This window comes from Propioniciclava coleopterorum, assembly GCF_011393335.1.
Lineage (GTDB): Bacteria > Actinomycetota > Actinomycetes > Propionibacteriales > Propionibacteriaceae > Propioniciclava > Propioniciclava coleopterorum.
This window is the reverse complement of record NZ_CP049865.1, coordinates 3292812-3312351: the sequence shown is the minus strand read 5'-3', so window position 1 is coordinate 3312351 and position 19540 is coordinate 3292812. Positions and strand designations below refer to the sequence as shown.

Below are 19540 nucleotides of genomic sequence, written 5' to 3'. Positions count from 1 at the left end.
ACCCACCCGCGGGGCGCGCGGCCGTCACTGGTAGGAGTCCATCGGCGGGCAGGAGCAGACCAGGTTCCGGTCGCCGAACGCGCCGTCGATGCGGGCCACGGCCGGCCAGTAGCGGTCGCGGGCGCCCGTGGACACCGCGCCGAGCTTCACGCCCGCCGGGTGCGCGGCGAGGCTGCGCGGGTAGGGGTGGTCCCACGCGTCGGCGGTCACCTCGGCCAGCGTGTGCGGGGCGTTGTGCAGCGGGTTGTCGTCGGCCGGCCACTCCCCCGACGCGACCCGCTCGGCCTCGTCCGCGATCGACAGCATCGCCTCGCAGAACCGGTCCAGTTCGGCCAGCGACTCCGATTCGGTGGGCTCCACCATCAGGGTGCCCGCGACCGGGAAGCTCATCGTCGGCGCGTGGAAGCCGTAGTCGATCAGCCGCTTCGCGACGTCGTCGACCGTCACGCCCGTGCGCTTGGTGAGCGGGCGCAGGTCCACGATGCACTCGTGCGCGACCAGGCCGCCCTCGCCGGTGTACAGGATCGGGTAGCGCTCGGACAGCCGGGCGGCCACGTAGTTCGCGGCCAGCACCGCGCCCTGGGACGCCTCCCGCAGCGCGGGGCCCATCATCGCGATGAACGCGTACGAGATGGGCAGGATGCCCGCCGAGCCGTAGGGGGCGGCCGAGATCGGGCCGTAGGAGGTCACGGGGCCCGCGTCCGGCACGAGCGGGTGGTTGGGCAGGTACGGCGCCAGGTGCTCGCGGACGGCGACCGGGCCGACGCCGGGGCCGCCGCCGCCGTGCGGGATGGCGAACGTCTTGTGCAGGTTGAGGTGGCTGACGTCGGCGCCGAACTTGCCCGGCTGCGCCAGGCCCATCAGCGCGTTGAGGTTGGCCCCGTCGACGTACACCTGGCCCCCGGCGGCGTGCACGAGCTCGCACAGCTCCCGCACCCGCGCCTCGTAGACGCCGTGCGTCGAGGGGTAGGTGATCATGATGACGGCGAGCTTGTCGGCGTGCTTGTCGATCTTCGCGGTCAGGTCCTCGAAGTCGATCGAGCCGTCCTCGGCCGTCTTCACCACCACGACGTCCATGCCGGCCATGGCCGCGGACGCCGCGTTGGTGCCGTGCGCGGAGGCGGGGATGAGGCAGACGGTCCGTTCGGGCTGCCCGTTAGCCTCGTGGAACGAGCGGACCGCCATCAGGCCGGCGAACTCGCCCTGGCTGCCCGCGTTGGGCTGCAGGCTGACCCGGTCGTAGCCGGTGATGGCGACCAACTGCGCCTCCAGGTCGGCGATCAGCTCGGCGTAGCCCTGGGCGTCCGCGGCCGGCACGAAGGGGTGCAGGTTCGCGAAGCCGGGGTAGCTGATCGGCTCCAGCGCGGCGGCCGGGTTGAGCTTCATCGTGCACGAGCCCAGCGGGATCATGCCCTTGTCCAGGGCGAAGTCGCGGTCGGCCAGGGCGCGCAGGTAGCGCATCATCTCGGTCTCGGACCGGTAGCGGTGGAACACGGGGTGGCCGAGGTAGCCGGGCTCGCGCTCGGGCTGGCCCAGCGACCCGGCCTCGGCGTCGGTGAGCGCCCCGCCGAAGACGGCCGCGACGGCCGCCAGGTCCGCCTCGGTCGCGTCCTCGCCGACGCTGATGCCGACGTGGTCCAGGTCGACGAACCTCAGGTGGATGCCGCGCTCGCGGGCGGCGCGCACGTACCGCGGGGCGGCGCCCTGGGTGTGCACGGTGAGCGTGTCGAAGAAGGTGTCCGAAACCAGCGGGTGGCCGGCGGTGGTGATCGCCGCGGCCAGGCGCCGCGCGTTGCGGGCGACGTCGGACGCGATCCCGCGCAGGCCCTCGGGGCCGTGGTAGACGGCGTAGGAGGCCGCGACGACGGCCAGCAGCACCTGGGCGGTGCAGATGTTCGAGGTGGCCTTCTCGCGCCGGATGTGCTGCTCCCGGGTCTGCAGGGCCAGCCGGAACGCCGGCGTCCCGTGTCGATCCTGCGACAACCCGACCAGGCGGCCCGGCAGCTGCCGCTCCATCCCCTCCCCCACGGCGATGTAGCCGGCGTGCGGCCCGCCGTAGAACAGCGGGACGCCGAAGCGCTGGGTCGACCCCACGGCGATGTCGGCCCCCCAGGACGCAGGCGCGGGCAGCAGCGTCAGCGCCAGCAGGTCGGCGGCGGCGATGACCAGCGCGTCGTTCTCGTGCGCCTTGGCGGCGATCGTGGTGAGTTCCTCGACCGAACGGACCGAGCCGTCGGCGTCCGGGGTCTGCAGGACGACCGCGAACGCGTCGTGGCGCTGCAGGCCCTCCAGCGGGTCGGAGGTGACGACGACCTCGATGCCCAGCGCGCGGGCCCGGGTGTGCAGCACCGCGAGCGACTGCGGCAGGATCCCCTCGTCGACCAGGACGACGGAGCCCTTGCGCTGCTTGCGGCGCGCCACGCCGACCGCCTCGGCCACCGCGGTGCCCTCGTCCAGCAGCGAGGCCCCCGCCGACGGCAGCCCCGTGAGGTCGGTGATGACGGTCTGGAAGGTGAGCAGCATCTCCAGGCGGCCCTGGCTGATCTCGGGCTGGTAGGGGGTGTAGGCGGTGTACCAGGCGGGGTTCTCCAGCACCGTGCGGCGGATCACCGCGGGGGTGAGGGTGCCGTGGTAGCCCAGCCCGATCATCGCGCGCCCCGGGTGGTTGGCCGCGGCCATGCGCTGCAGTTCGGCCTGGATGCCGGCCTCGGACGCCGCGGGCGCCAGTTCGAGCGGCTCGCTCATCGTGATGTCGTCGGGCAGAGCCGTGTCCGTCAGCGCGTCCAGGCTCGTGTGACCCACGCGCCGCAGCATCGCCTCGCGGTCGGCGGCGTCGGGGCCGAGGTGACGGATCTCGAACGGTTCCATGGCTCACTCCTCGCCTCGCCGGGGCCGGGCGCCTGCCACCCGGGTGGAGAGACTGCCCCCAACCTATCGCGCGGCCGGGAGTGCTTCGGCCACGGCGCGGGACGCGTCAGCCCGCGGTGCGGGCGGCGCGCCGGGCCGCGAGTTCGTCGACGCGGGTGGGCGCGGCCGGCTGCTCGACGGCGCGCTCGGTCGGCAGCGCCGCGAGGTTGCCCTCCAGGTCGTGCCAGACGCGCCCCAGGGCGATGGCGAAGACGCCCTGGCCGCCGTGGACCAGGTCGATGATCTCCTCATCGGAGATGGCCTCGTACACCGAGACGCCGTCGCTCATGAGGGTGACGGAGGTGAGATCCTCGACGCCGCGCTCGCGCAGGTGCAGGATCGCGGCCCGGATCTGCTGCAGCGAGATGCCCACGTCGAGCAGCCGCTTGACGACCTTGAGCATGAGGATGTCGCGGAAGCCGTACAGCCGGTGGGTGCCCGACCCGTCCGCGGCCTTGATGCTCGGCACCACCAGCCCGGTGCGGGCCCAGTAGTCGAGCTGCCGGTAGGTGATCCCGGCGGCGTTGCAGGCGATCGGACCGCGGAAGCCGATGTCCTCGGGCATGGGTGCGAAATCGCCCTCGAAGAGGACGTCCTGCAGCCCCGCCGTGCTCGGCACCTTGGCCTCCGATGCGTTCACCATGCCTCCTGCGTGGTCCTTCGTCCTCGATCCAGTATGACGGTAGCGGTCGGCGTCCGCCCAGTTCCCCGACACGCCGCGACGGGGCCGACACCGCCGCAACCCTCAAGCGTCGACTCAGGGTTGCTCGTCGCCGTCGCCCGCGGGGCCGGCCTCGAAGTCCTCGGGGTTGATGGTGTCGAGGAACGCGCGGAACTGCTCCATCTGTTCGTCGGAGCCGCCCCCCAGGCTCGCCTCGGGCACGTCGGCGGCGACGGTCGTGCCCGCCTTGTCGAGCACCTCCTCGCGCGCCAAGACGGTCGCGCCGCAGCGCAGCGCCAGCGCGACGCCGTCCGAGGCGCGGCACGGGACGGTGTGCCCCGACACCACGGCGGCCGCGGTGTACACCCCCTCCACGATGTCGAGGATGTGCACCTCGGTGACGACCGCGTCCAGCGCGGCCAGCGCCTCGATGATGAAGTCGTGCGTGCCCGGGTTGTCGTCGGGGGCGTCCTCCAGCGCGGACAGGATCGAGTTGGCGCCGGCAGCGCTGATCCAGATCGGCAGGTAGCGCTCGCCGCGCGCCTCCCGCAGCAGCAGCAGCGGCGAGTCGGCAACCGCCGTGACGCGCACCTCGCTGAAGATCATCGGGATCATGGGTCCGCCTCCGTTCACGACGTGATCGAGGAGCGCAGCAGCGCCGCGTGCGCGTGCAGCACCAACTGCATCACGTCGACCACCGCCTGTCGAGAACCGGGGCGGCGGCGACCGTGCGCGGCGAGACTCTGGTCGATGAGGGACGCCTCCCGCTCGGCGGCCTGCTTGATGGCGCGCAGGTGACGGGCGTCCATGCCGTAGACGGCGAGCTTGCGGGCGGCGACGGCGACGGTGAGGGCGTCGCGCCCGTACTGCACCGAGCCGCGCCGCGGCAGGACCAGCGCGTGCCGCTCCAGCTCCGAGAGTTGCGCGTCCGAGAGCCCCGAGAGCCGCAGCAGTTCCCGGCGCGAGATGTTGATGGGTCGCTTGGCCGGGGGTTGCCGCTCGGGCGGCGTGGGGGTGACCACGGGCTCGAGCGGCGGCGGCTCGGCGGCCGAGGCGGTGACGGGTTGCTCGCCGGCGTCCAGCTTCTCCAGGTGCTCCCGGATCACCTTCAGCGGCAGGTAGTGCTTCTGCTGCACCTCCAGGATGTAGCGCAGCCGCGCCACGTCCTGCTCCGAATACCGCCGGTAGCCCGACGGTGCACGCTCGGGTGAGACCAGGCCCTCGCCCTCGAGGAAGCGGATCTTGGAGATGCTGATGTCCTCGAAGTCCTCCTTGAGCACCTTGAGGACCTGCCCGATGCTCCGCGTGCTGGGAGCGGGCATCTAGCTACGCCCGGTCGGCGCCACCAGGTAGGCCAGGCGGAACTTCCCGATCTGCACCTCGTCGCCGGGACGCAGCGCGACCTCGCCGTCGATCAGCGTCCGGTTGACGTAGGTCCCGTTCAGGCTGTTCAGGTCGCCGACCCAGTGATGGCCGCCGCGCTCGGTGAACTTGGCGTGGTGGCGGGACACCGTCACGTCGTCGAGGAAGATGTCGGACTGCGGGTGCCGCCCCGCGGTGATGGTCTCCTGGTCCAGCAGGACCGTCGCGCCCACGTTGGGGCCGCGCACCACCACGAGCACGGACGCGCCCGGCGGCACGTCGGCCAGTGCGGGCAGGTGCGGGTCGGTGTGCTCGCCGGAATCCTCGCTGAGCTGCGGCGGGATGGAGATGACGCGGGTCGTGTCCCCCGTGCTCGACTTCAGGGCAGCGCCGCAGTTCGGGCAGAAGTTGACGGCCTCCGCGGTTTCGTGGCCGCACTCTGGACACCGGAACATGGCACTCCCCTCAGATCATCAGCATGGCGGCGCCCCGGCGCACCGGGGCGGAGCCCACCACACTACTCCCCCGCGACCGCCGCGTAACCGTCGGCGTCCAGCAGGTCGTCGAGCTGGCCGGGATCGGTCAGCTCCATCTCGAACAACCAGCCGTCGCCGAACGGATCCGCGTTGACGGTGTCGGGGGCGTCGGTGAGCTGCTCGTTCACGGCGGTGATGACGCCCGACAGCGGCGCGTACACCTCGGACACGTTCTTGGTGGACTCGACCTCGGCGACCGTGTCCTCGGCGGCGACCTCCTCGCCCACCTGCGGCAGCGTGATGTACACGATGTCACCCAGCGCCTCGGCGGCGAAGCTGGTGATGCCGATGCGCACGGTGTCACCGTTGCCGGCGCGGACCCACTCGTGCTTGTCGGTGTAGCGAAGATCCTCGGGGAACACGTCTCCTCCTCCTGTCGGCCGCCCTGGCCGCATCGTGTGACGCCAGCCTAATCACAAACCGACGCCCGTGCCGCCCCGGGGGACGGGATCACCGGTCAGCCCGGGCGCCCGTACCGCAGTGGACGCGGGGTCGCGGTCGCCGTGATGTCGATGACGTCCCGCTCCTTGACCGTGACGTGCCCCTTGATCCGGTCGCCCTCGATCGTGCTCACCAGCCCGCCGCGGAACCGGGTCGCCTCCGCGAGCGTCGGCCCGTCGCCGATCGCCAGGATCGTCATCGGACGCCGCAGCGTCACCCCGTCGATCTGCAGGGCTCCCCCGGAACTCACGATCACGGCGCTGCTCGCGACGAGCCGCACGTCGTCGACGGCGAGCACCTCGGCCCCCGCGTCGCGCAGTTCCTCGATCACGTTGAGCAGCACCTCGGGGGTGACCTTGCCGAACCGGTCATCGATGGTGATCTCGACCCCGGGCCCGCGAGCCGGCACCGTGCCGGCCAGGAGTTCGAGGGCGTCCAGCCGCTCGTGGGCCTCCTCCCGCGCCACCTGGTCGGCGTCGGCCCCGCTGGCGAGGCGGTCCCGGGTGCGTTCGAGCTGGCCGACCTCGGACTCCAGCCGCCGGGTCTCGGCGCTCACGTCGTCCAGCATCGCCACCAGTTCGTCCTGGCGCAGGTTGGTGTAGCGCTGGTCGCGCTGGGCGGTCAGCTGCATCGTGACGGCGAGGCCGCACAGCAGCAGGATGAGCGCGAAGATCAGCTGCGAGCGGCCGGGGCGCACGATGTCGCGCCCGATCTCGCGCCAGGTGCGCGGGGGCATCGGGCCCGTCGGGGTCTGCGCCGTGCGATCGTCGACCGGCGCGCCACCGAAGTCCTCCCCGCGCGCCCGGTCGTCCGGCGCGGCCGCCCCCGGCGTCGCCTCGGGCGCGGGCTCAGACTCGGGCGCCGGCGTCGCGTCGGGCGCGGGCTCGGGCCTCGCGTCAGGCGCGGTCGTCGCGTCGGGATCGCGCGGCTCAGGCATGGAACAACTTGCGTCGGATGGCGGCCACGTTGGTGAAAATCCGGATCCCGAGCACCACCACGACGGCGGTGGAGAGCTGCGCGCCGACGCCGATCAGGTCCCCGACCCACACGATGAGCGCGGCGATCAGGACGTTGGAGATGAACGAGACCACGAACACCTTGTCGTCGAAGATGCGGTCCAGGTAGGCGCGGAACCCGCCGAAGACGGCGTCCATGGCCGCCACGATCGCGATCGGCAGGTAGGGCTGCAGCTGCGGGGGCAGGCTTGGCTGCAGCAGGATGCCCAGCACGATGCCCACGATGAGTCCCAGGATGGCGAACACGGTTCCCTCTCTCCTCCTATCGGACCGGGGTGGCGCGGTCGACGCCGAGGCCGGGGTCGGCCTCCAGTCTGATCTGTCCAGCCCGGTCGAGGCGCCACCCGACGCCGTAGTGGTCCCGCAGGCCGGTGAGCCACCGGCCGCCGTCGGTGTCGGCGAAGCCGGTGCGCAGCGCGTCGACGTCGCCGACCGCCTCCAGCGTGTACGGCCTTGTCAGGGAACGGTAGTCGACCGTGATGGCGCCGCCCGCGTTGCGGATCGCCGTGCGCGAGGAGAGTCGGTGGCCGTTGATCGCGACCGCCTCCGCGCCCGCCGCCCACAGGCCGTTGGCGGCCATCCGCAGGTCGGCGTCCACCACCCGGCTGCCGGAGATGGCCGCGTCGGCGCCGTCGTCGAGCATGAGCCGCACGCCCGGACCCGTCACGGGGTCGGCCCCGCTGGCGGGCCCCAGCTCGTCGGCCAGGCGCTGCTCGGACGCCGTGAGGGTGCCCGCCGAGCGTCGCAGCTCGCGCACCTCCTCCCCCAGGCCCGCGGCGCGCCCGCGCAACTCGTCGATCCGGTCCTCGGTCGCCTTGATCCGTTCGATGACGGCCGCCCGGTCCTGCGCGGCCGCCGGCGCGGTGCGCCAGGTGGAGGCCACCGCCAGCCCGAACAGCAGCCCCACCACCAGCAGCGCCGGGAACAGCACCGGGCCGCGCCGCCGGCCGCCGTGGATGGCCGCCGCCTCGGCGTAGCTGGGGTCCAGGGCGTCGCGCCGCAGGTTGTTGAGCAGGTCCATCGACGCGTCGAGGCGGCGGGGCGCCTCCTCGCGCGGCGGGCTCTGCTGGGCCCCCATCAGGCCGGGTCCCAGGCCTCGGCGAGCAGGAGGCGCGCGTCCTCGAGGAGTTGCGGGACGGCCTTGGTCCGGCCGACGACCGGAAGGAAGTTGGAGTCGCCCTGCCAGCGCGGGACGACGTGCTGGTGCAGGTGCGCCGCGATGCCCGCCCCGGCCACGGCGCCCTGGTTCATGCCGATGTTGAAGCCCTGGGGGTGCGACACCTCCTGCAGCGTCCGCATGGCCCGCTGGGTGAGCGCCGCGAACTCGGCGGTCTCGTCGGCGTCCAGGTCGGTGTAGAGCGACACGTGCCGGTAGGGGCACACCAGCAGGTGCCCCGGGTTGTACGGATACAGGTTCATCACCACGTAGCACGTCTCGCCGCGCGCCACGATCAGGCCCTCGGCGTCGTCGCGGCCTGGCGCCCGGCAGAAGGGGCAGGCGTGCTCGCCGGCGTCGGCGGGCTTGTTCGCGCCGTCGATGTAGACCATGCGGTGCGGCGTCCACAGCCGCTCGAAGGCGTCGGGGACGCCCGCGAAGGCGTCGGCCCCTCGGGCGTCCCCGCGCTCATGCCTGGGCCGACGGGCTGTCGTTGCGCCGCGACGCGATCCAGGCCACGATCTCGGCCACGGCGTCGGCGACCGGCACCTGGTTGCGCTGGCTGCCGTCGCGGAACCGGAACGAGACGGCGTCCGCCTCGGCGTCCTCGCCGCCCGCGATGAGCGTGAACGGCACCTTCTCCTTGGCGGCGTTGCGGATCTTCTTGGCGAACCGGTCGTCCGAGTCGTCCAGTTCCACCCGCACGCCCGCCGCGCGCAGCTGGTCCACGACGCCGGCCAGGTAGCCGTTGAAGGCCTCCGCGACCGGGACGGCGATGACCTGCACGGGGCTGAGCCACGCCGGGAACGCGCCCGCGTAGTGCTCGATCAGCACGCCCATGAACCGCTCGATCGAACCGAACTTGGCCGAGTGGATCATGACGGGCTGCTGGTGGGAGCCGTCGGGCGCGGTGTACTGCAGGCCGAACCGCTCGGGCTGGTTGAAGTCGTACTGGATCGTCGACATCTGCCAGACCCGACCGATCGCGTCGGAGGCCTGGATCGAGATCTTGGGGCCGTAGTAGGCGGCGCCGCCCGGGTCGGGCACGACGCGCAGCCCGGACTCCTCGGCGATCTCGGCCAGCACGGCGGTCGCCTCGGCCCACTGCTCGTCCGACCCGATGAACTTGTCCTTCTTCCTGCCGTCCTCGTCGCGGGTGGACAGCTCCAGCGCGACGTCGTCCAGCCCGAAGTCGGCCAGCAGGCCCAGGATGAACTTCAGCAGGTGCCGGATCTCGTCGGGGGCCTGCTCCTTGGTGACGTAGCTGTGCGAGTCGTCCTGGGTGATCGAGCGGACGCGCGTCAGCCCCTGCACCACGCCGGACTTCTCGTCGCGGTACACGGTGCCGAACTCGAAGAACCGCAGCGGCAGCTCCCGGTAGGACCGCCCGCGCGCGGAGAAGATCAGGTTGTGCATCGGGCAGTTCATGGCCTTGAGCCGGTAGGCCTGCCCGCCCTTGACCACGTTGCCCTGCTCGTCGCGTTCGGCGTCCTCCAGCAGCGGGGGGAACATGCCCTCGGCGTAGTAGGGCAGGTGACCCGAGGTGTAGAACAGGTCCTCCTTGGCGATGTGCGGCGTGCCGACGTAGTCGAAGCCCTCGGCGATGTGGCGGGCGCGGACGTAGTCCTCCATCTCGCGCTTGATGACGCCGCCCTTGGGGTGGAACAGCGGCAGGCCCGACCCCACGATCTCGTTGAAGCTGAACAGGTCCAGCTCGGTGCCGAGCTTGCGGTGGTCGCGCTTGGCGGCCTCCTCGAGGCGGGTCTTGTAGGCCTGAAGGTCCTCCTTGGACGCCCACGCGGTGCCGTACAGGCGCTGCAGTTGCGCGTTGGCCTGGTCGCCGCGCCAGTAGGCGGCGGACGTCCGGGTCAGCGCCCACCCGTTGCCCAGGTAGCCGGTGTGCGGCACGTGCGGGCCGCGGCACAGGTCCTTCCACGCGACGGCGCCGTCGCGGCGCACGTTGTCGTAGATCGTCAGCTCTCCGGCGCCGACCTCGACGGCCGCGCCCTCGGCGTCGGCGTTGTTGCCCTTGAGCCCGATGAGTTCGAGCTTGAACGGCTCGCCGGCCAGTTCCTCGCGCGCCTGCTCGTCGGTGACGACGCGCCGCACGAACCGCTGCCGCTCCTTGACGATGCGTCCCATGTCCTTCTCGAGCACCTTGAGGTCCTCGGGGGTCAGCGGCTCGGTCTGGAAATCGTAGTAGAAGCCGTCGGTCACGGGCGGACCGATGCCGAGCTTGGCCTCGGCCCGCAGGTTCTGCACCGCCTGGGCGGCCACGTGCGCGGCGGAGTGGCGCACGATGTAGAGCCCGTCGGGGCTGTCGGACGTGACCGGCTCGACCCGGTCGCCGTCGGACAGCTCGCGGGCGAGGTCGAGCAGTTCGCCGTCGACCCGCATCGCCACGACCGTGCGGTCGTTCCCGAACAGGTCCAGCCCGGTCGTCGTCCCCTCCACCGTGCGCTGCTCGGAAGCGTCAGGTCGCAGGATGGTGATGGAAGAAGACACCGGTGTTCCTTTCGGTCGGCGGGCGCGGCGCGCCCGCGCACGGACGCCCCCATTCTGCCGCATCGCCCGGCGCCGGGCGGACCGGGTGTCGCCGCGCGGCGCGACCGCTCAGAACTGCGTCGCCAGCGGCCAGGTGTGCACCGGCTCGTTGGTGTGCATCCCCGCGGCGTAGGCGGCGGTCATCGCCGTGAGCGCGGCGCGGCGGTCCATCCCGGTGGCCTCCAGCGCCCGGACGCTGCGCACCTGCCAGTCGGCGCCGTTCACCCCCGAGAGACAGCGCGCCTCGATGATGCCCAGGTAGCGGTCGATGGCCGGGCCTGCGACGCCCCACGCCGTCAGGCCCTCGTGCGCCAGCGGGAGGAGGTGGCGCAGCACGAGTTCGGACGCCGGGCCCTCGCCCTGACCGGGCCAGAACAGTTCGGCGTCGATGCCGTAGCGGGCGCCGGCCCGGAAGTTCGACTCGGCCGTCCCGAACGCCATCCGCGACCAGACCGGCCGCTCGTCCTGGGCCAGCGTGTTCAGGACGCCGTAGTAGAACGCCGCGTTGGCGAGGGTGTCGACGATGGTGGGACCCGCGGGCAGCACCCGGTTCTCCAGCCGGACGTGCGCGCGCCCGTCCACGAGGTCGTAGACGGGCCGGTTCCAGCGGTACACGGTGCCGTTGTGGAGGCGGAGTTCCGCCAGTTGCGGGGTGCCGCCGGCGGCCAGCACGGCGCGCGGATCCTCCTGCGAGATCTCGGGCAGCAGCGCCGGGAAGTAGCGCGAGTTCTCCTCGAACAGGTCGAAGATCGACGTGATCCAGCGCTCCCCGAAGAACACCCGCGGCCGGACGCCCTGGTTGGCGTACTCGATCGGTCGGGTGTCCGCGGCCTGGGTGAACACCTCGATCCGGCTCTCGGCCTCCAGTTCGTGCCCGAATACGTAGGGCGCGTTCGCGCCCAGCGCGAGCTGGGGGCCGGCGACGACCTGCGCGGCGTTCCACCAGCGGGCGAAGTCGCCGGGGGCGACCAGGGCGTGCAGCTGGAGCGACGTGCACGCGGACTCGGGGGCCAGCGAGTCCGCGAAGACGTCGAGCCGCTCCCCCGAGGGCCCGTCGATGTCCAGGTGGATGTCCTCACCCCGTGCGGCGAGCACGGCATCGTTGAGGGCGGCGTAGCGCACGTTGTCGCTCATCCAGTCCCCGCTGAAGTGCTCGGCCATCACGGTGGGGAGGATGCCGGTCATGATGATGTGGCTGCCCCGGGCCGAGCTGCGGCGCTCGGCCTCGTTCAGCGACGCCCGCAGCGTCTCCTCCAGGGTGAGCAGGTTGTCGCCCCCAGGTCGCCGGGGGGCACGTTGAACTCGATGTTGAACCGGGCCAGCTCGGTCTGGAACTCGTCGTTGGCGATGGCCGCGAGGACGTCGCGGTTGTCCATGGCCGGCTGGTGGTCCGCGTCCACGAGGTTGAGCTCGATCTCCATCCCGATGCGGTGACCCTCGGTGGTGAAGCGCTGCTCCTCGAGCATCTGCTCCAGCACGTCGAGGCAGACCTGCACCTTTCGGCGGTAGTTCTGGCGCTCCTCGCGGGAGAACCGGCGCGCGCCCACGTTCGTGCCCATGTCAGCGAGTATGACCCGCGCCGGGTATCGCGGTCGAGGGCGTTCTCAGCGGGCGGTCGGGCCGGTTGCGGAAATGACGAAGGCCCCGCGGGGACGCGGGGCCTTGACGTGGTGGGCGGTACCAGACTTGAACTGATGACCTCTTCCGTGTCAGGGAAGCGCGCTACCAACTGCGCCAACCGCCCGAGGTGGAGACGGGATTTGAACCCGTGTACACGGATTTGCAGTCCGTTGCCTCGCCTCTCGGCCACTCCACCGGTGAAGAACCGGCCTCGACAGAGGTACGAGGCCCTCTCCGAGCGGACGACGGGATTCGAACCCGCGACCCTCACCTTGGCAAGGTGATGCTCTACCAGCTGAGCCACGTCCGCATGCTTTCCTTCGGGGCGTTTCAGCCCGTCCGGCGCGTGGAACACCATATACGGGTCCTGACGGCGAAAGCAAAACGAGCGGGCGTCGCGGTTGCCGGGCGAGCGGCGGCGTCCCCGATTTGCCTCACCCCCGCCGCCGTGAGGTACAGTCTTCCTCCGCGGGCGATTGGCGCAGGGGTAGCGCGCTTCGTTCACACCGAAGAGGTCACTGGTTCGAACCCAGTATCGCCCACCGCACGGCCCCCGCCGGACGAGAGTCCCGGCGGGGGCCCTTTTCAACACCAGCCCCGTCCTCGCGCCAGGCTTCCCGCGGGACAGCGGCCTGCCCACCACCGGCGACCTCGGTGGCTGGCGCGCGATCGAGCCGTGGCGCCGAGCCCCCGGCCGCCACCGGCGACGGCACGCCGCACGGCAAGCGGGGCGTTCACTTGCCTCCGCAATCGGCCTGAGACGCCGCGTTCGACCGGGGCGTCTCACATTATGGAGGCGGATCTCAACCAACGGGACACATCGATTGGCAGCGCCTCAACTTTTCAGTAAGGATGACCATGTTGAAGCGGCAAGGGCGCCGGCCATCCACGCAAGACCGGGAGGTAACGGCAGTGACCGCACCAACCCTCGTCATGGTTCCCCCGGGCAGCCGAGATCAGCGCGTCGTGCGCATCGCGCACGCACTCAAGGCTGAGATCGCCCGCATGCGCCCCGAGGTCCGCCCCGCCATCACGTTCCTCGACTCGTGCGTGCCCAACATCGCCCAGAGTCTGCGCAAGCTGCACTCCGCCGGCGTCCGGGAGGCCGTGCTCGTGCCGCTCGACCTGGTCAACGCGGCCGACGTGGACCCGCGCTTCTCCGGGGTGGTGAGCCAGGCAGCCACCGAACAGCCGGGGCTGACCATCCAGGTCGCCCGGCCGGTCGGGCCGGAGGCGACCCTGCTGTCGGTGCTCGACCAGCGACTGCGCACGGCGCTCGCCCAGGCCCGCGTCCTGGAGTTGGACGGCCTGATCCTCAGCTCGCCCACCACCGGCGACGTCCGCGGCACCGCGCTGCTGGCGCGGCGCGCGCGGCAGTGGTCCACGCACCACCGGCTCCCCTGCCTCACGGCCGTGGCCGACGGCTCCGGCCCGTCGGTCGCCCAGGCGATCCAGGGCCTGCGGGCCCAGGGCCGCCGCCACATCGCGGTCGGGTCGTTCTTCCTCACCGGCGACGAGCGCTACGCCGTGCAGGCCGACCAGGCCCGCCGCGGCGGGGCGATCGCGATCTCCGACCCGCTGGGCGCCGCCCCGGAGGTGGCCGAGATCGTCCTGGCGCGCTACGCGTTCGCCGCCATGGAACTGCTGGCGTTCGACGACGAGGGCAACTTCTCCGCCGACGGTCACTTCGCCGCGACCGCCTGAGGCCGGCGCCTCCGCCGCGGGTACCGTGGAGGACACACGGTCAGGGAGGAACGACATGACGGATCGGGAGCCCACGGTGGTCCGCACCCCGCAGCAGTGGCGCGAGGTGCTCACGCCCTTCGAGTTCTCGGTGCTGCGCGAGGGCGCGACCGAGCGTCCGGGCACCGGCGAGTACGAGCACTTCCGCGACGCCGGCACCTACGCCTGCAAGGCGTGCGGGGCCGAACTGTTCACCAGCGAGGAGAAGTTCGACTCGCACTGCGGCTGGCCCAGCTTCTACGCGCCCGCCGAGGACGGCAGCGTCCGGTACCTGCGCGACGAGTCCCTTCCGGGACGGCCGCGGATCGAGGTGCGCTGCGCGGCCTGCGACAGCCACCTGGGCCACGTGTTCGAGGGCGAGGGGTACGACACGCCCACCGACCGGCGCTACTGCATCAACTCGATCTGCCTGGTGCACCGGGCACCGGACGCGGCGGACGCGCCCGCGTCCTAGTCGAGGACGCCTAGCCGGACACCGGTTGGCCCGCGCCCGGCGCGTCCAGCCCGGCCCGACACGCCGCGCGACCTAGCCTGCTGGTGTGCGGCCAAGGGCGAGTGAGACCGAGATGTTCGACGACGCGGCGTCGGCCCTGCTGGGCATGGCCTGGCGGCCGGAGCTCACCGTCGAGGAGATCCCCGCCCCGCAGCGCATCGCGCCGCAGGCCGTCGCGATCGCCGCGGACGTCGACGACCAGGACGACGAGGTCGGCAACGGACGCCTCGTGCTGCTGCACGACCCCGACGGCAACCCCGCCTGGGACGGCACCTTCCGCTGCGTGACGTTCGCCCGCGCCGCCGTCGACCCCGAGATGGTCGCCGATCCCCTGCTGGCCGAGGTGGGCTGGTCCTGGCTCGAGGACGCGCTGGCCCGACGCGGGGCCGCGTACGTGGCGCCCTCGGGCACGGTGACGGCCGTCACCTCGCAATCCTTCGGCTCGATGGAGGACGACCCGGGGCGCGCCGAGGTGGAGATCCGGGCGTCGTGGACGCCCGTGCTCGCCGAGGGCGACGGGATCGTCGCGCACATCGAGGCGTGGCAGGATCTCCTGTGCATGGTGTCGGGCCTCCCCCTGCTGCCCGACGGTGTCGTCCCCATCCCCCTGCACCGTCCCGGAAGGCGTCGATGAGCCCCCACCCCTCCGAACCGGAGTCCACCACCGAGCCGGACGCCCCGAGCTACACGCTGGTCTCGGCGCCCGCCGACGGCGTGCCCGAGGTCGTCCGCACCCCCGAGGCGCTGGCCGCCACGGTGCGCGCGCTGGCGGCCGGCACCGGTCCGCTGGCGGTCGACACCGAGCGGGCCCACGGGTTCCGCTACACCGGACGCGCCTACCTCATCCAGTTGCGCCGCGCAGGCGCCGGCACGGTGCTGCTCGATCCCATCGCGTTCAGCGGGGACGCCGACCGCGCCGACCTGCACGACCTCGCCGACGCGGTGGGCGACGCCGAGTGGATCGTGCACGCCGCGACGCAGGACCTGCCGTGCCTGGCGGAGGTCCAACTCCTCCCCCGCCGGCTCTTCGACACCGAGCTCGGCGGCCGGCTCCTCGGGCTCCCGCGCGTCTCGCTGGGCGCGCTGACCGAGCAGGCGCTGGGCATGTCGCTGGCGAAGGAGCACTCCGCATCGGACTGGTCCCGGCGCCCGCTGCCCGACAGTTGGCTCAACTACGCCGCCCTCGACGTCGAACTGCTGGTCCCGCTCCGCGACTGGGTGGCCGAGCAGCTGGACGCCGCGGGCAAGCGGGAGTGGGCTGATCAGGAGTTCGCCCATCTGGCCGAGCACGCGGGCGACGAGCCGCACCGGCGCCGCGAGCCCTGGCGGCGGACCACCGGCACCCACGAGGTCCGCACGCCCCGCGGGCTGGCCGTCGTGCGCGCCCTGTGGGAGGAGCGGGACGAACTCGCCGAGCGCCTCGACAAGGCCCCCGGCCGCATCCTCGCCGACCGCGCCATCAGCGGGCTGGCGGCCCGCGCGGAGGCGCGCGACTTCACGCTGACGCGCGACGCCGTCCGTAGCGTCGAGGGCTTCCGCTGGCGGCAGGCCGCCCGCTACGAGGCCAACTGGCTCGCCGCCACCGAGCGCGCGCTGGCGCTGCCCGGCCCCGAGTTGCCGGCCAAGCGTCCGCCGGCCGAGGGGCCCCCGCACCCCAAGGGGTGGGCCAACCGGTTCCCCGAGGCGGCCGAGCGCTGGGCGAAGATGCGTCCCGCGACGATGGAGGTCGCCGAGGCGTGGTCGGTTCCGGTGGAGAACCTCATCGCCCCGGACGCGCTGCGCAGGCTGGCCTTCGAGCCGCCGACGCCGGCGACCACCGCGTCGGTGGACGCCTTCCTGACCGACCTCGGGGTGCGCCCCTGGCAGCGGGCGCTGGTCGTCCCGGTCGTCACCGGCCTGATCTAGCGGCCCGCGCGGCCGGCTCAGGAGGGGCGGCGCTGCACGTCGGGTGCGGGCGAGGACAACTGCACGACCGCGCGGTCCAACGCGAGGTCGACGACGCTGCGCGCGACGCCCTCGGGCGTCAGGCCCAGGTCGTCGAGGATCTCGGCGCGGCTCGCCGCCGGGATGAACCGCTGCGGGACGCCGAGGGGCCGCACCGGCGTCCAGACGCCGTTCTGACCGCACGCCAGCGCCAGGGCGGCCCCCAGGCCGCCCGTGACCCCACCGTCCTCCAGGGTGACCACCAGGTCGTAGCCACGGCACACCTCGATGAGGTCGCCCGAGACGGGCAGGGCCCACAGCGGGTCCAGGACGGCGACCGGGACGCCCTGCTCCCCCGCGAGACGGGCCGCGTCGACGGCGGTGCGGGCCAGCGGCCCGTAGCCGACCAGCAGCACGGCCGCTCCGGGCTCCTCCCACAGCACGTCGCCGGCGGGCGTGGCGCGCTGGGCGGGCAGCGGGTCGGCGAGCGGGTCCTTGGAGTAGCGGACCACCGACGGTGCGTCCGAGATGGTGACGGCGACGTCGAGGGCGTCCTGCAGGCGCGGCTCGTCGCGGGGGCGGCCAGGTGGACGCCGGGGACCAGCGGCAGGAGCGACGTGTCCCACATGCCGTGGTGGCTGGGTCCGTCGGGGCCGGTGATGCCGGCGCGGTCGAGGACGAACGTGACGCCCTGGCGGTGCAGCGCGATGTCCATGAGCACCTGGTCGAACGCGCGGTTGAGGAAGCTGGCGTACAGCGCGACGATCGGGTGCAGCCCGGCGGCGGCCAGCCCCGCCGCGGACGTGGCCGCGTGTTGCTCGGCGATGCCGACGTCGAAGACGCGCTCGGGGTGGCGGGCCTTGAAGGCGTCCAGGCCGGTGGGGTGCAGCATGGCGGCGGTGATGCCGACGACCTCGGGGTGCCGGTCGGCCAGCGTGACCACGTGCTCGCGGAACGCGTCGGTCCAGGTGCGGCGCGCCGCGGCGGTGAGCGGTTCGCCGGTCTCCTCGTCGATGTGGCCCACGGCGTGGAACCGATCGGCCTCGTCCTCCTCCGCCGCCCGGAAACCCTTGCCCTTCACGGTGATGCAGTGCACCAGCACCGGCCCACCGAAGTTGCGCGCCGACTCCAGCGCCCGCTCGAGCATCGCCTGGTCGTGGCCGTCGATGGGGCCGATGTACTTGATCCCCAGGTCGGAGAACATCCCCTGGGGAGCCAGGATGTCCTTCATGCCCGTCTTGAAGCCGTGCAGCACGTCGTACAGCGGCCCCCCGATCAGGGGTGCCGAGCGGACGCGCTGCTTGATCTGCCGCAGCGTCGGCTCGTAGCGGCGGTCGGTGCGCAGCGTCGAGAGGTGCGTCGCGAGCCCGCCCACGGTCGGGGTGTAGGAGCGGCCGTTGTCGTTGACCACGACGACGAGCTTGAGGTCGTCGCCGACTGCGATGTTGTTGAGCGCCTCCCAGGCCATGCCGCCGGTCAGGGCGCCGTCGCCGATGACCGCGACCACGGTGCGGTCCTCCCCGGTGAGCCGGAAGCCCTTGGCCAGACCCTCGGCCCAGCTCAGGGACGTCGTCGCGTGGGAGTTCTCGACCCAGTCGTGCGGGCTCTCGGCGCGGTCGGGGTAGCCCGACAGGCCGCCCCGCTGGCGGAGCGTGGGGAAGCCGGCCTGCCGGCCGGTGATGATCTTGTGGACGTAGCTCTGGTGGCCGGTGTCGAAGACGATGGGGTCGTGCGGGGAGTCGAAGACGCGGTGCAGCGCGAGGGTGAGCTCGACGACGCCGAGGTTGGGGCCGAGGTGCCCGCCCGTCCGGCTCACGTTCCGGATCAGGAAGGCCCTGATCTCCTCGGCCAACTGCGTGAGCTGCGCGCCGCTCAGCGCCCGCAGGTCACGCGGCCCGTGCACCGCCTCGAGAAACGACATGGGATCGATTCTAGGCGTGTCGGGCCCCGACGCCATCCGCCAACGCTCCGGGGCGGGTGCATCCGTGGGCCACGGATGACGGCGTTGCGTGCGACCGGCGTCCCCGGGGCCATGTTCCTGGCGGTGCGCACGAGCGCACCGCGGCCGCTCAGAGCTTGCGGATGAACACCTTGCCCCGCAGCGCCTCCTCCACCAGCGCGACCTCGCGTCGGCGCCGCCGCAGCAGCGCCTCCTGCTCGTGCCACGCGGCGAGCGCCGCCTCCAGCACCGGGGGTCCACCAGCTCCCCCAGGCTCGCCCGGACGCCGCCCAGGCCGTCGCGGCACGCCCCGATCTGCGACTCGACGTACTCGGCCGCGAACCTGGCCAGCACGACGGGGTGGCGGCGCAGGACGGGGTAGCCGCGGTAGTCGGCCGGGCAGCAGTCGAGCAGGAACGCCGTCGCCGTGACCTCCCACTCCGGGGTGTGCGGCGGCTGCACCTCCTGCGGCCAGCCCGGCGGCGTGTACAGCGCCGTCTGGGCCGGGAAGCGGGTGCGTCCGCTGGGGCGACGCCCCCGTCGGCGTGCCGGCCGAAGCCGTGCGAGCCCATCGGCGTCCACGTCATCGTGCCCATGGCGACCCCCTTCTTCGAACGTGCGTTCGATTCTAGGCGTCGGGTCGGACAGGTTTCAAGGCGGGTCAGAACAGCAGCAGGAGCACCAGCGCGGAGCCCGCCACCGCCAGCGCCAGCAGCCCGACGACCAGCCACGGCCGCCAGCGGGGTCGCGCCGGGCCGCGCCACGTCAGCAGGGCCGCGAGCAGCGGCATGCCCAGGGCGACGATCAGGATCGTCCGCGGCGTGGCGCCGTCGCCCCATACGGGCGTGCCGAGCAGGACGGCCGCGCCGACGCCCCACCACTCCCAGCCGAGCCGCAGGACGTAGGCCGGCAGCGCGAGCGCCAGCACCAGCGCCCCGAGGAAGCCGACGATGTTCCAGCCGAGCTCGCAGGTGGGGTTGTCGGGCCCGCAGAAGCCGCCGCCGAACGGGCTCCAGGCCGCCCACAGCAGGGTCGCCACGAGCGCCGCCAGCAGCGTGCCCAGGTACGACCAGGCGATGCGCCCGCCGCCCACGGGCGCCTCCGCGACCCGGAACCTGATCTCCTGCTCGTCCATGCCCCTCCTCGAAACGGACGTCACCCCGGCCAGTGTGCCCGGCCGGGGTGACGCTCAGCGGTGC

The 19540-nt window shown here is 72.6% G+C and carries 18 protein-coding genes, 4 tRNA genes and 1 pseudogene; 5 read left to right on the top strand and 18 right to left on the bottom strand.

Annotated features, from left to right (window positions below):
* Nucleotides 1-24: 24 nt before the first annotated feature.
* The 16 genes from gcvP to G7070_RS15655 all read right to left on the bottom strand — a co-directional run bounded on the left by gcvP (nt 25) and on the right by G7070_RS15655 (nt 12553).
* Nucleotides 25-2868 carry an aminomethyl-transferring glycine dehydrogenase gene (gene gcvP / locus G7070_RS15725; RefSeq protein ID WP_166234521.1) on the bottom strand — a complete coding sequence of 948 codons (2844 nt, stop codon included), beginning with the start codon at nt 2866-2868 and terminating at the stop codon, nt 25-27.
* Between the two features lie 106 nt (nt 2869-2974).
* Entirely contained in the window at nt 2975-3550 is a 576-nt protein-coding gene (locus G7070_RS15720; protein ID WP_166234520.1) for a MerR family transcriptional regulator, read from the bottom strand.
* A 114-nt stretch (nt 3551-3664) separates the two neighbouring features.
* On the bottom strand, nt 3665-4183 hold the full coding sequence (locus tag G7070_RS15715) for a bifunctional nuclease family protein (RefSeq protein WP_166234519.1): 519 nt from the start codon (nt 4181-4183) through the stop codon (nt 3665-3667).
* 14 nt (nt 4184-4197) lie between these two features.
* Nucleotides 4198-4890: a transcriptional regulator FtsR gene (ftsR, locus tag G7070_RS15710; RefSeq protein WP_166234518.1), complete on the bottom strand. Its 693-nt coding sequence runs from the start codon at nt 4888-4890 to the stop codon at nt 4198-4200.
* Complete coding sequence (locus tag G7070_RS15705; RefSeq protein ID WP_166234517.1) at nt 4891-5385, bottom strand: FHA domain-containing protein; 495 nt, start codon at nt 5383-5385, stop codon at nt 4891-4893. It lies immediately after the preceding gene.
* Between the two features lie 62 nt (nt 5386-5447).
* Nucleotides 5448-5828, bottom strand: coding sequence for a glycine cleavage system protein GcvH (gene gcvH / locus G7070_RS15700; RefSeq protein WP_246227162.1), 381 nt, complete (start codon nt 5826-5828; stop codon nt 5448-5450).
* 95 nt (nt 5829-5923) lie between these two features.
* Nucleotides 5924-6844, bottom strand: a complete 921-nt coding sequence (locus G7070_RS15695; protein WP_166234515.1) for a DUF881 domain-containing protein — start codon at nt 6842-6844, stop codon at nt 5924-5926.
* Nucleotides 6837-7169 carry a small basic family protein gene (locus G7070_RS15690; RefSeq protein WP_166234514.1) on the bottom strand — a complete coding sequence of 111 codons (333 nt, stop codon included), beginning with the start codon at nt 7167-7169 and terminating at the stop codon, nt 6837-6839. Before G7070_RS15690 ends, G7070_RS15695 begins: the two co-directional genes overlap by 8 nt.
* 16 nt (nt 7170-7185) lie before the next feature.
* Nucleotides 7186-8001: a DUF881 domain-containing protein gene (locus G7070_RS15685; protein ID WP_166234513.1), complete on the bottom strand. Its 816-nt coding sequence runs from the start codon at nt 7999-8001 to the stop codon at nt 7186-7188.
* Entirely contained in the window at nt 8001-8489 is a 489-nt protein-coding gene (locus G7070_RS15680; protein WP_246228074.1) for an HIT family protein, read from the bottom strand. The genes G7070_RS15685 and G7070_RS15680 overlap by 1 nt, the downstream gene beginning before the upstream one ends.
* A gap of 58 nt (nt 8490-8547) precedes the next feature.
* Nucleotides 8548-10584: a threonine--tRNA ligase gene (gene thrS / locus G7070_RS15675; RefSeq protein ID WP_246227161.1), complete on the bottom strand. Its 2037-nt coding sequence runs from the start codon at nt 10582-10584 to the stop codon at nt 8548-8550.
* A 108-nt stretch (nt 10585-10692) separates the two neighbouring features.
* Nucleotides 10693-11808 carry a glutamate-cysteine ligase family protein gene (locus G7070_RS15670; RefSeq protein ID WP_246227160.1) on the bottom strand — a complete coding sequence of 372 codons (1116 nt, stop codon included), beginning with the start codon at nt 11806-11808 and terminating at the stop codon, nt 10693-10695.
* A 44-nt stretch (nt 11809-11852) separates the two neighbouring features.
* Complete coding sequence (locus tag G7070_RS19050) at nt 11853-12182, bottom strand: hypothetical protein (RefSeq protein WP_246227159.1); 330 nt, start codon at nt 12180-12182, stop codon at nt 11853-11855.
* Between the two features lie 109 nt (nt 12183-12291).
* Nucleotides 12292-12367: transfer RNA gene (locus G7070_RS15665), tRNA-Val, on the bottom strand.
* Between the two features lies 1 nt (nt 12368).
* Nucleotides 12369-12439, bottom strand: a tRNA-Cys gene (locus G7070_RS15660).
* A 41-nt stretch (nt 12440-12480) separates the two neighbouring features.
* A tRNA-Gly gene (locus tag G7070_RS15655) sits at nt 12481-12553 on the bottom strand.
* A 160-nt stretch (nt 12554-12713) separates the two neighbouring features.
* Between G7070_RS15655 and G7070_RS15650 the strand changes: the two genes are divergently transcribed.
* The 5 genes from G7070_RS15650 (at nt 12714) to G7070_RS15630 (ending at nt 16384) form a co-directional block, all read left to right on the top strand.
* A tRNA-Val gene (locus G7070_RS15650) sits at nt 12714-12785 on the top strand.
* A 370-nt stretch (nt 12786-13155) separates the two neighbouring features.
* Complete coding sequence (locus tag G7070_RS15645) at nt 13156-13947, top strand: sirohydrochlorin chelatase (protein ID WP_166234510.1); 792 nt, start codon at nt 13156-13158, stop codon at nt 13945-13947.
* Between the two features lie 55 nt (nt 13948-14002).
* Nucleotides 14003-14440 (top strand): peptide-methionine (R)-S-oxide reductase MsrB, encoded by a 438-nt coding sequence (gene msrB, locus G7070_RS15640; protein ID WP_166234509.1) that lies wholly within the window; start codon nt 14003-14005, stop codon nt 14438-14440.
* Between the two features lie 112 nt (nt 14441-14552).
* Nucleotides 14553-15113 (top strand): DUF3000 domain-containing protein, encoded by a 561-nt coding sequence (locus G7070_RS15635; RefSeq protein ID WP_166234508.1) that lies wholly within the window; start codon nt 14553-14555, stop codon nt 15111-15113.
* Nucleotides 15110-16384: an HRDC domain-containing protein gene (locus G7070_RS15630; RefSeq protein WP_166234507.1), complete on the top strand. Its 1275-nt coding sequence runs from the start codon at nt 15110-15112 to the stop codon at nt 16382-16384. Before G7070_RS15635 ends, G7070_RS15630 begins: the two co-directional genes overlap by 4 nt.
* A 17-nt stretch (nt 16385-16401) precedes the next feature.
* Here the strand turns inward: G7070_RS15630 and dxs are convergent.
* Nucleotides 16402-18323: pseudogene (gene dxs / locus G7070_RS15625) on the bottom strand (1-deoxy-D-xylulose-5-phosphate synthase).
* 679 nt (nt 18324-19002) lie between these two features.
* On the bottom strand, nt 19003-19476 hold the full coding sequence (locus G7070_RS15620) for a hypothetical protein (RefSeq protein WP_166234506.1): 474 nt from the start codon (nt 19474-19476) through the stop codon (nt 19003-19005).
* Nucleotides 19477-19540: the final 64 nt, after the last annotated feature.

What these genes read in the sequence shown, in the direction of transcription:
- G7070_RS15715 (WP_166234519.1), bottom strand. Translation starts at nt 4,183, where the DNA reads ATGATCCCGATGATCTTCAGCGAGGTGCGCGTCACGGCGGTTGCCGAC.
- G7070_RS15635 (WP_166234508.1), top strand. Translation starts at nt 14,553, where the DNA reads ATGTTCGACGACGCGGCGTCGGCCCTGCTGGGCATGGCCTGGCGGCCG.
- G7070_RS15720 (WP_166234520.1), bottom strand. Translation starts at nt 3,550, where the DNA reads ATGGTGAACGCATCGGAGGCCAAGGTGCCGAGCACGGCGGGGCTGCAG.
- msrB (WP_166234509.1), top strand. Translation starts at nt 14,003, where the DNA reads ATGACGGATCGGGAGCCCACGGTGGTCCGCACCCCGCAGCAGTGGCGC.
- G7070_RS15620 (WP_166234506.1), bottom strand. Translation starts at nt 19,476, where the DNA reads ATGGACGAGCAGGAGATCAGGTTCCGGGTCGCGGAGGCGCCCGTGGGC.
- G7070_RS15670 (WP_246227160.1), bottom strand. Translation starts at nt 11,808, where the DNA reads ATGACCGGCATCCTCCCCACCGTGATGGCCGAGCACTTCAGCGGGGAC.
- gcvP (WP_166234521.1), bottom strand. Translation starts at nt 2,868, where the DNA reads ATGGAACCGTTCGAGATCCGTCACCTCGGCCCCGACGCCGCCGACCGC.
- ftsR (WP_166234518.1), bottom strand. Translation starts at nt 4,890, where the DNA reads ATGCCCGCTCCCAGCACGCGGAGCATCGGGCAGGTCCTCAAGGTGCTC.
- G7070_RS15695 (WP_166234515.1), bottom strand. Translation starts at nt 6,844, where the DNA reads ATGCCTGAGCCGCGCGATCCCGACGCGACGACCGCGCCTGACGCGAGG.
- G7070_RS15685 (WP_166234513.1), bottom strand. Translation starts at nt 8,001, where the DNA reads ATGGGGGCCCAGCAGAGCCCGCCGCGCGAGGAGGCGCCCCGCCGCCTC.
- G7070_RS15630 (WP_166234507.1), top strand. Translation starts at nt 15,110, where the DNA reads ATGAGCCCCCACCCCTCCGAACCGGAGTCCACCACCGAGCCGGACGCC.
- G7070_RS15705 (WP_166234517.1), bottom strand. Translation starts at nt 5,385, where the DNA reads ATGTTCCGGTGTCCAGAGTGCGGCCACGAAACCGCGGAGGCCGTCAAC.
- G7070_RS19050 (WP_246227159.1), bottom strand. Translation starts at nt 12,182, where the DNA reads ATGGGCACGAACGTGGGCGCGCGCCGGTTCTCCCGCGAGGAGCGCCAG.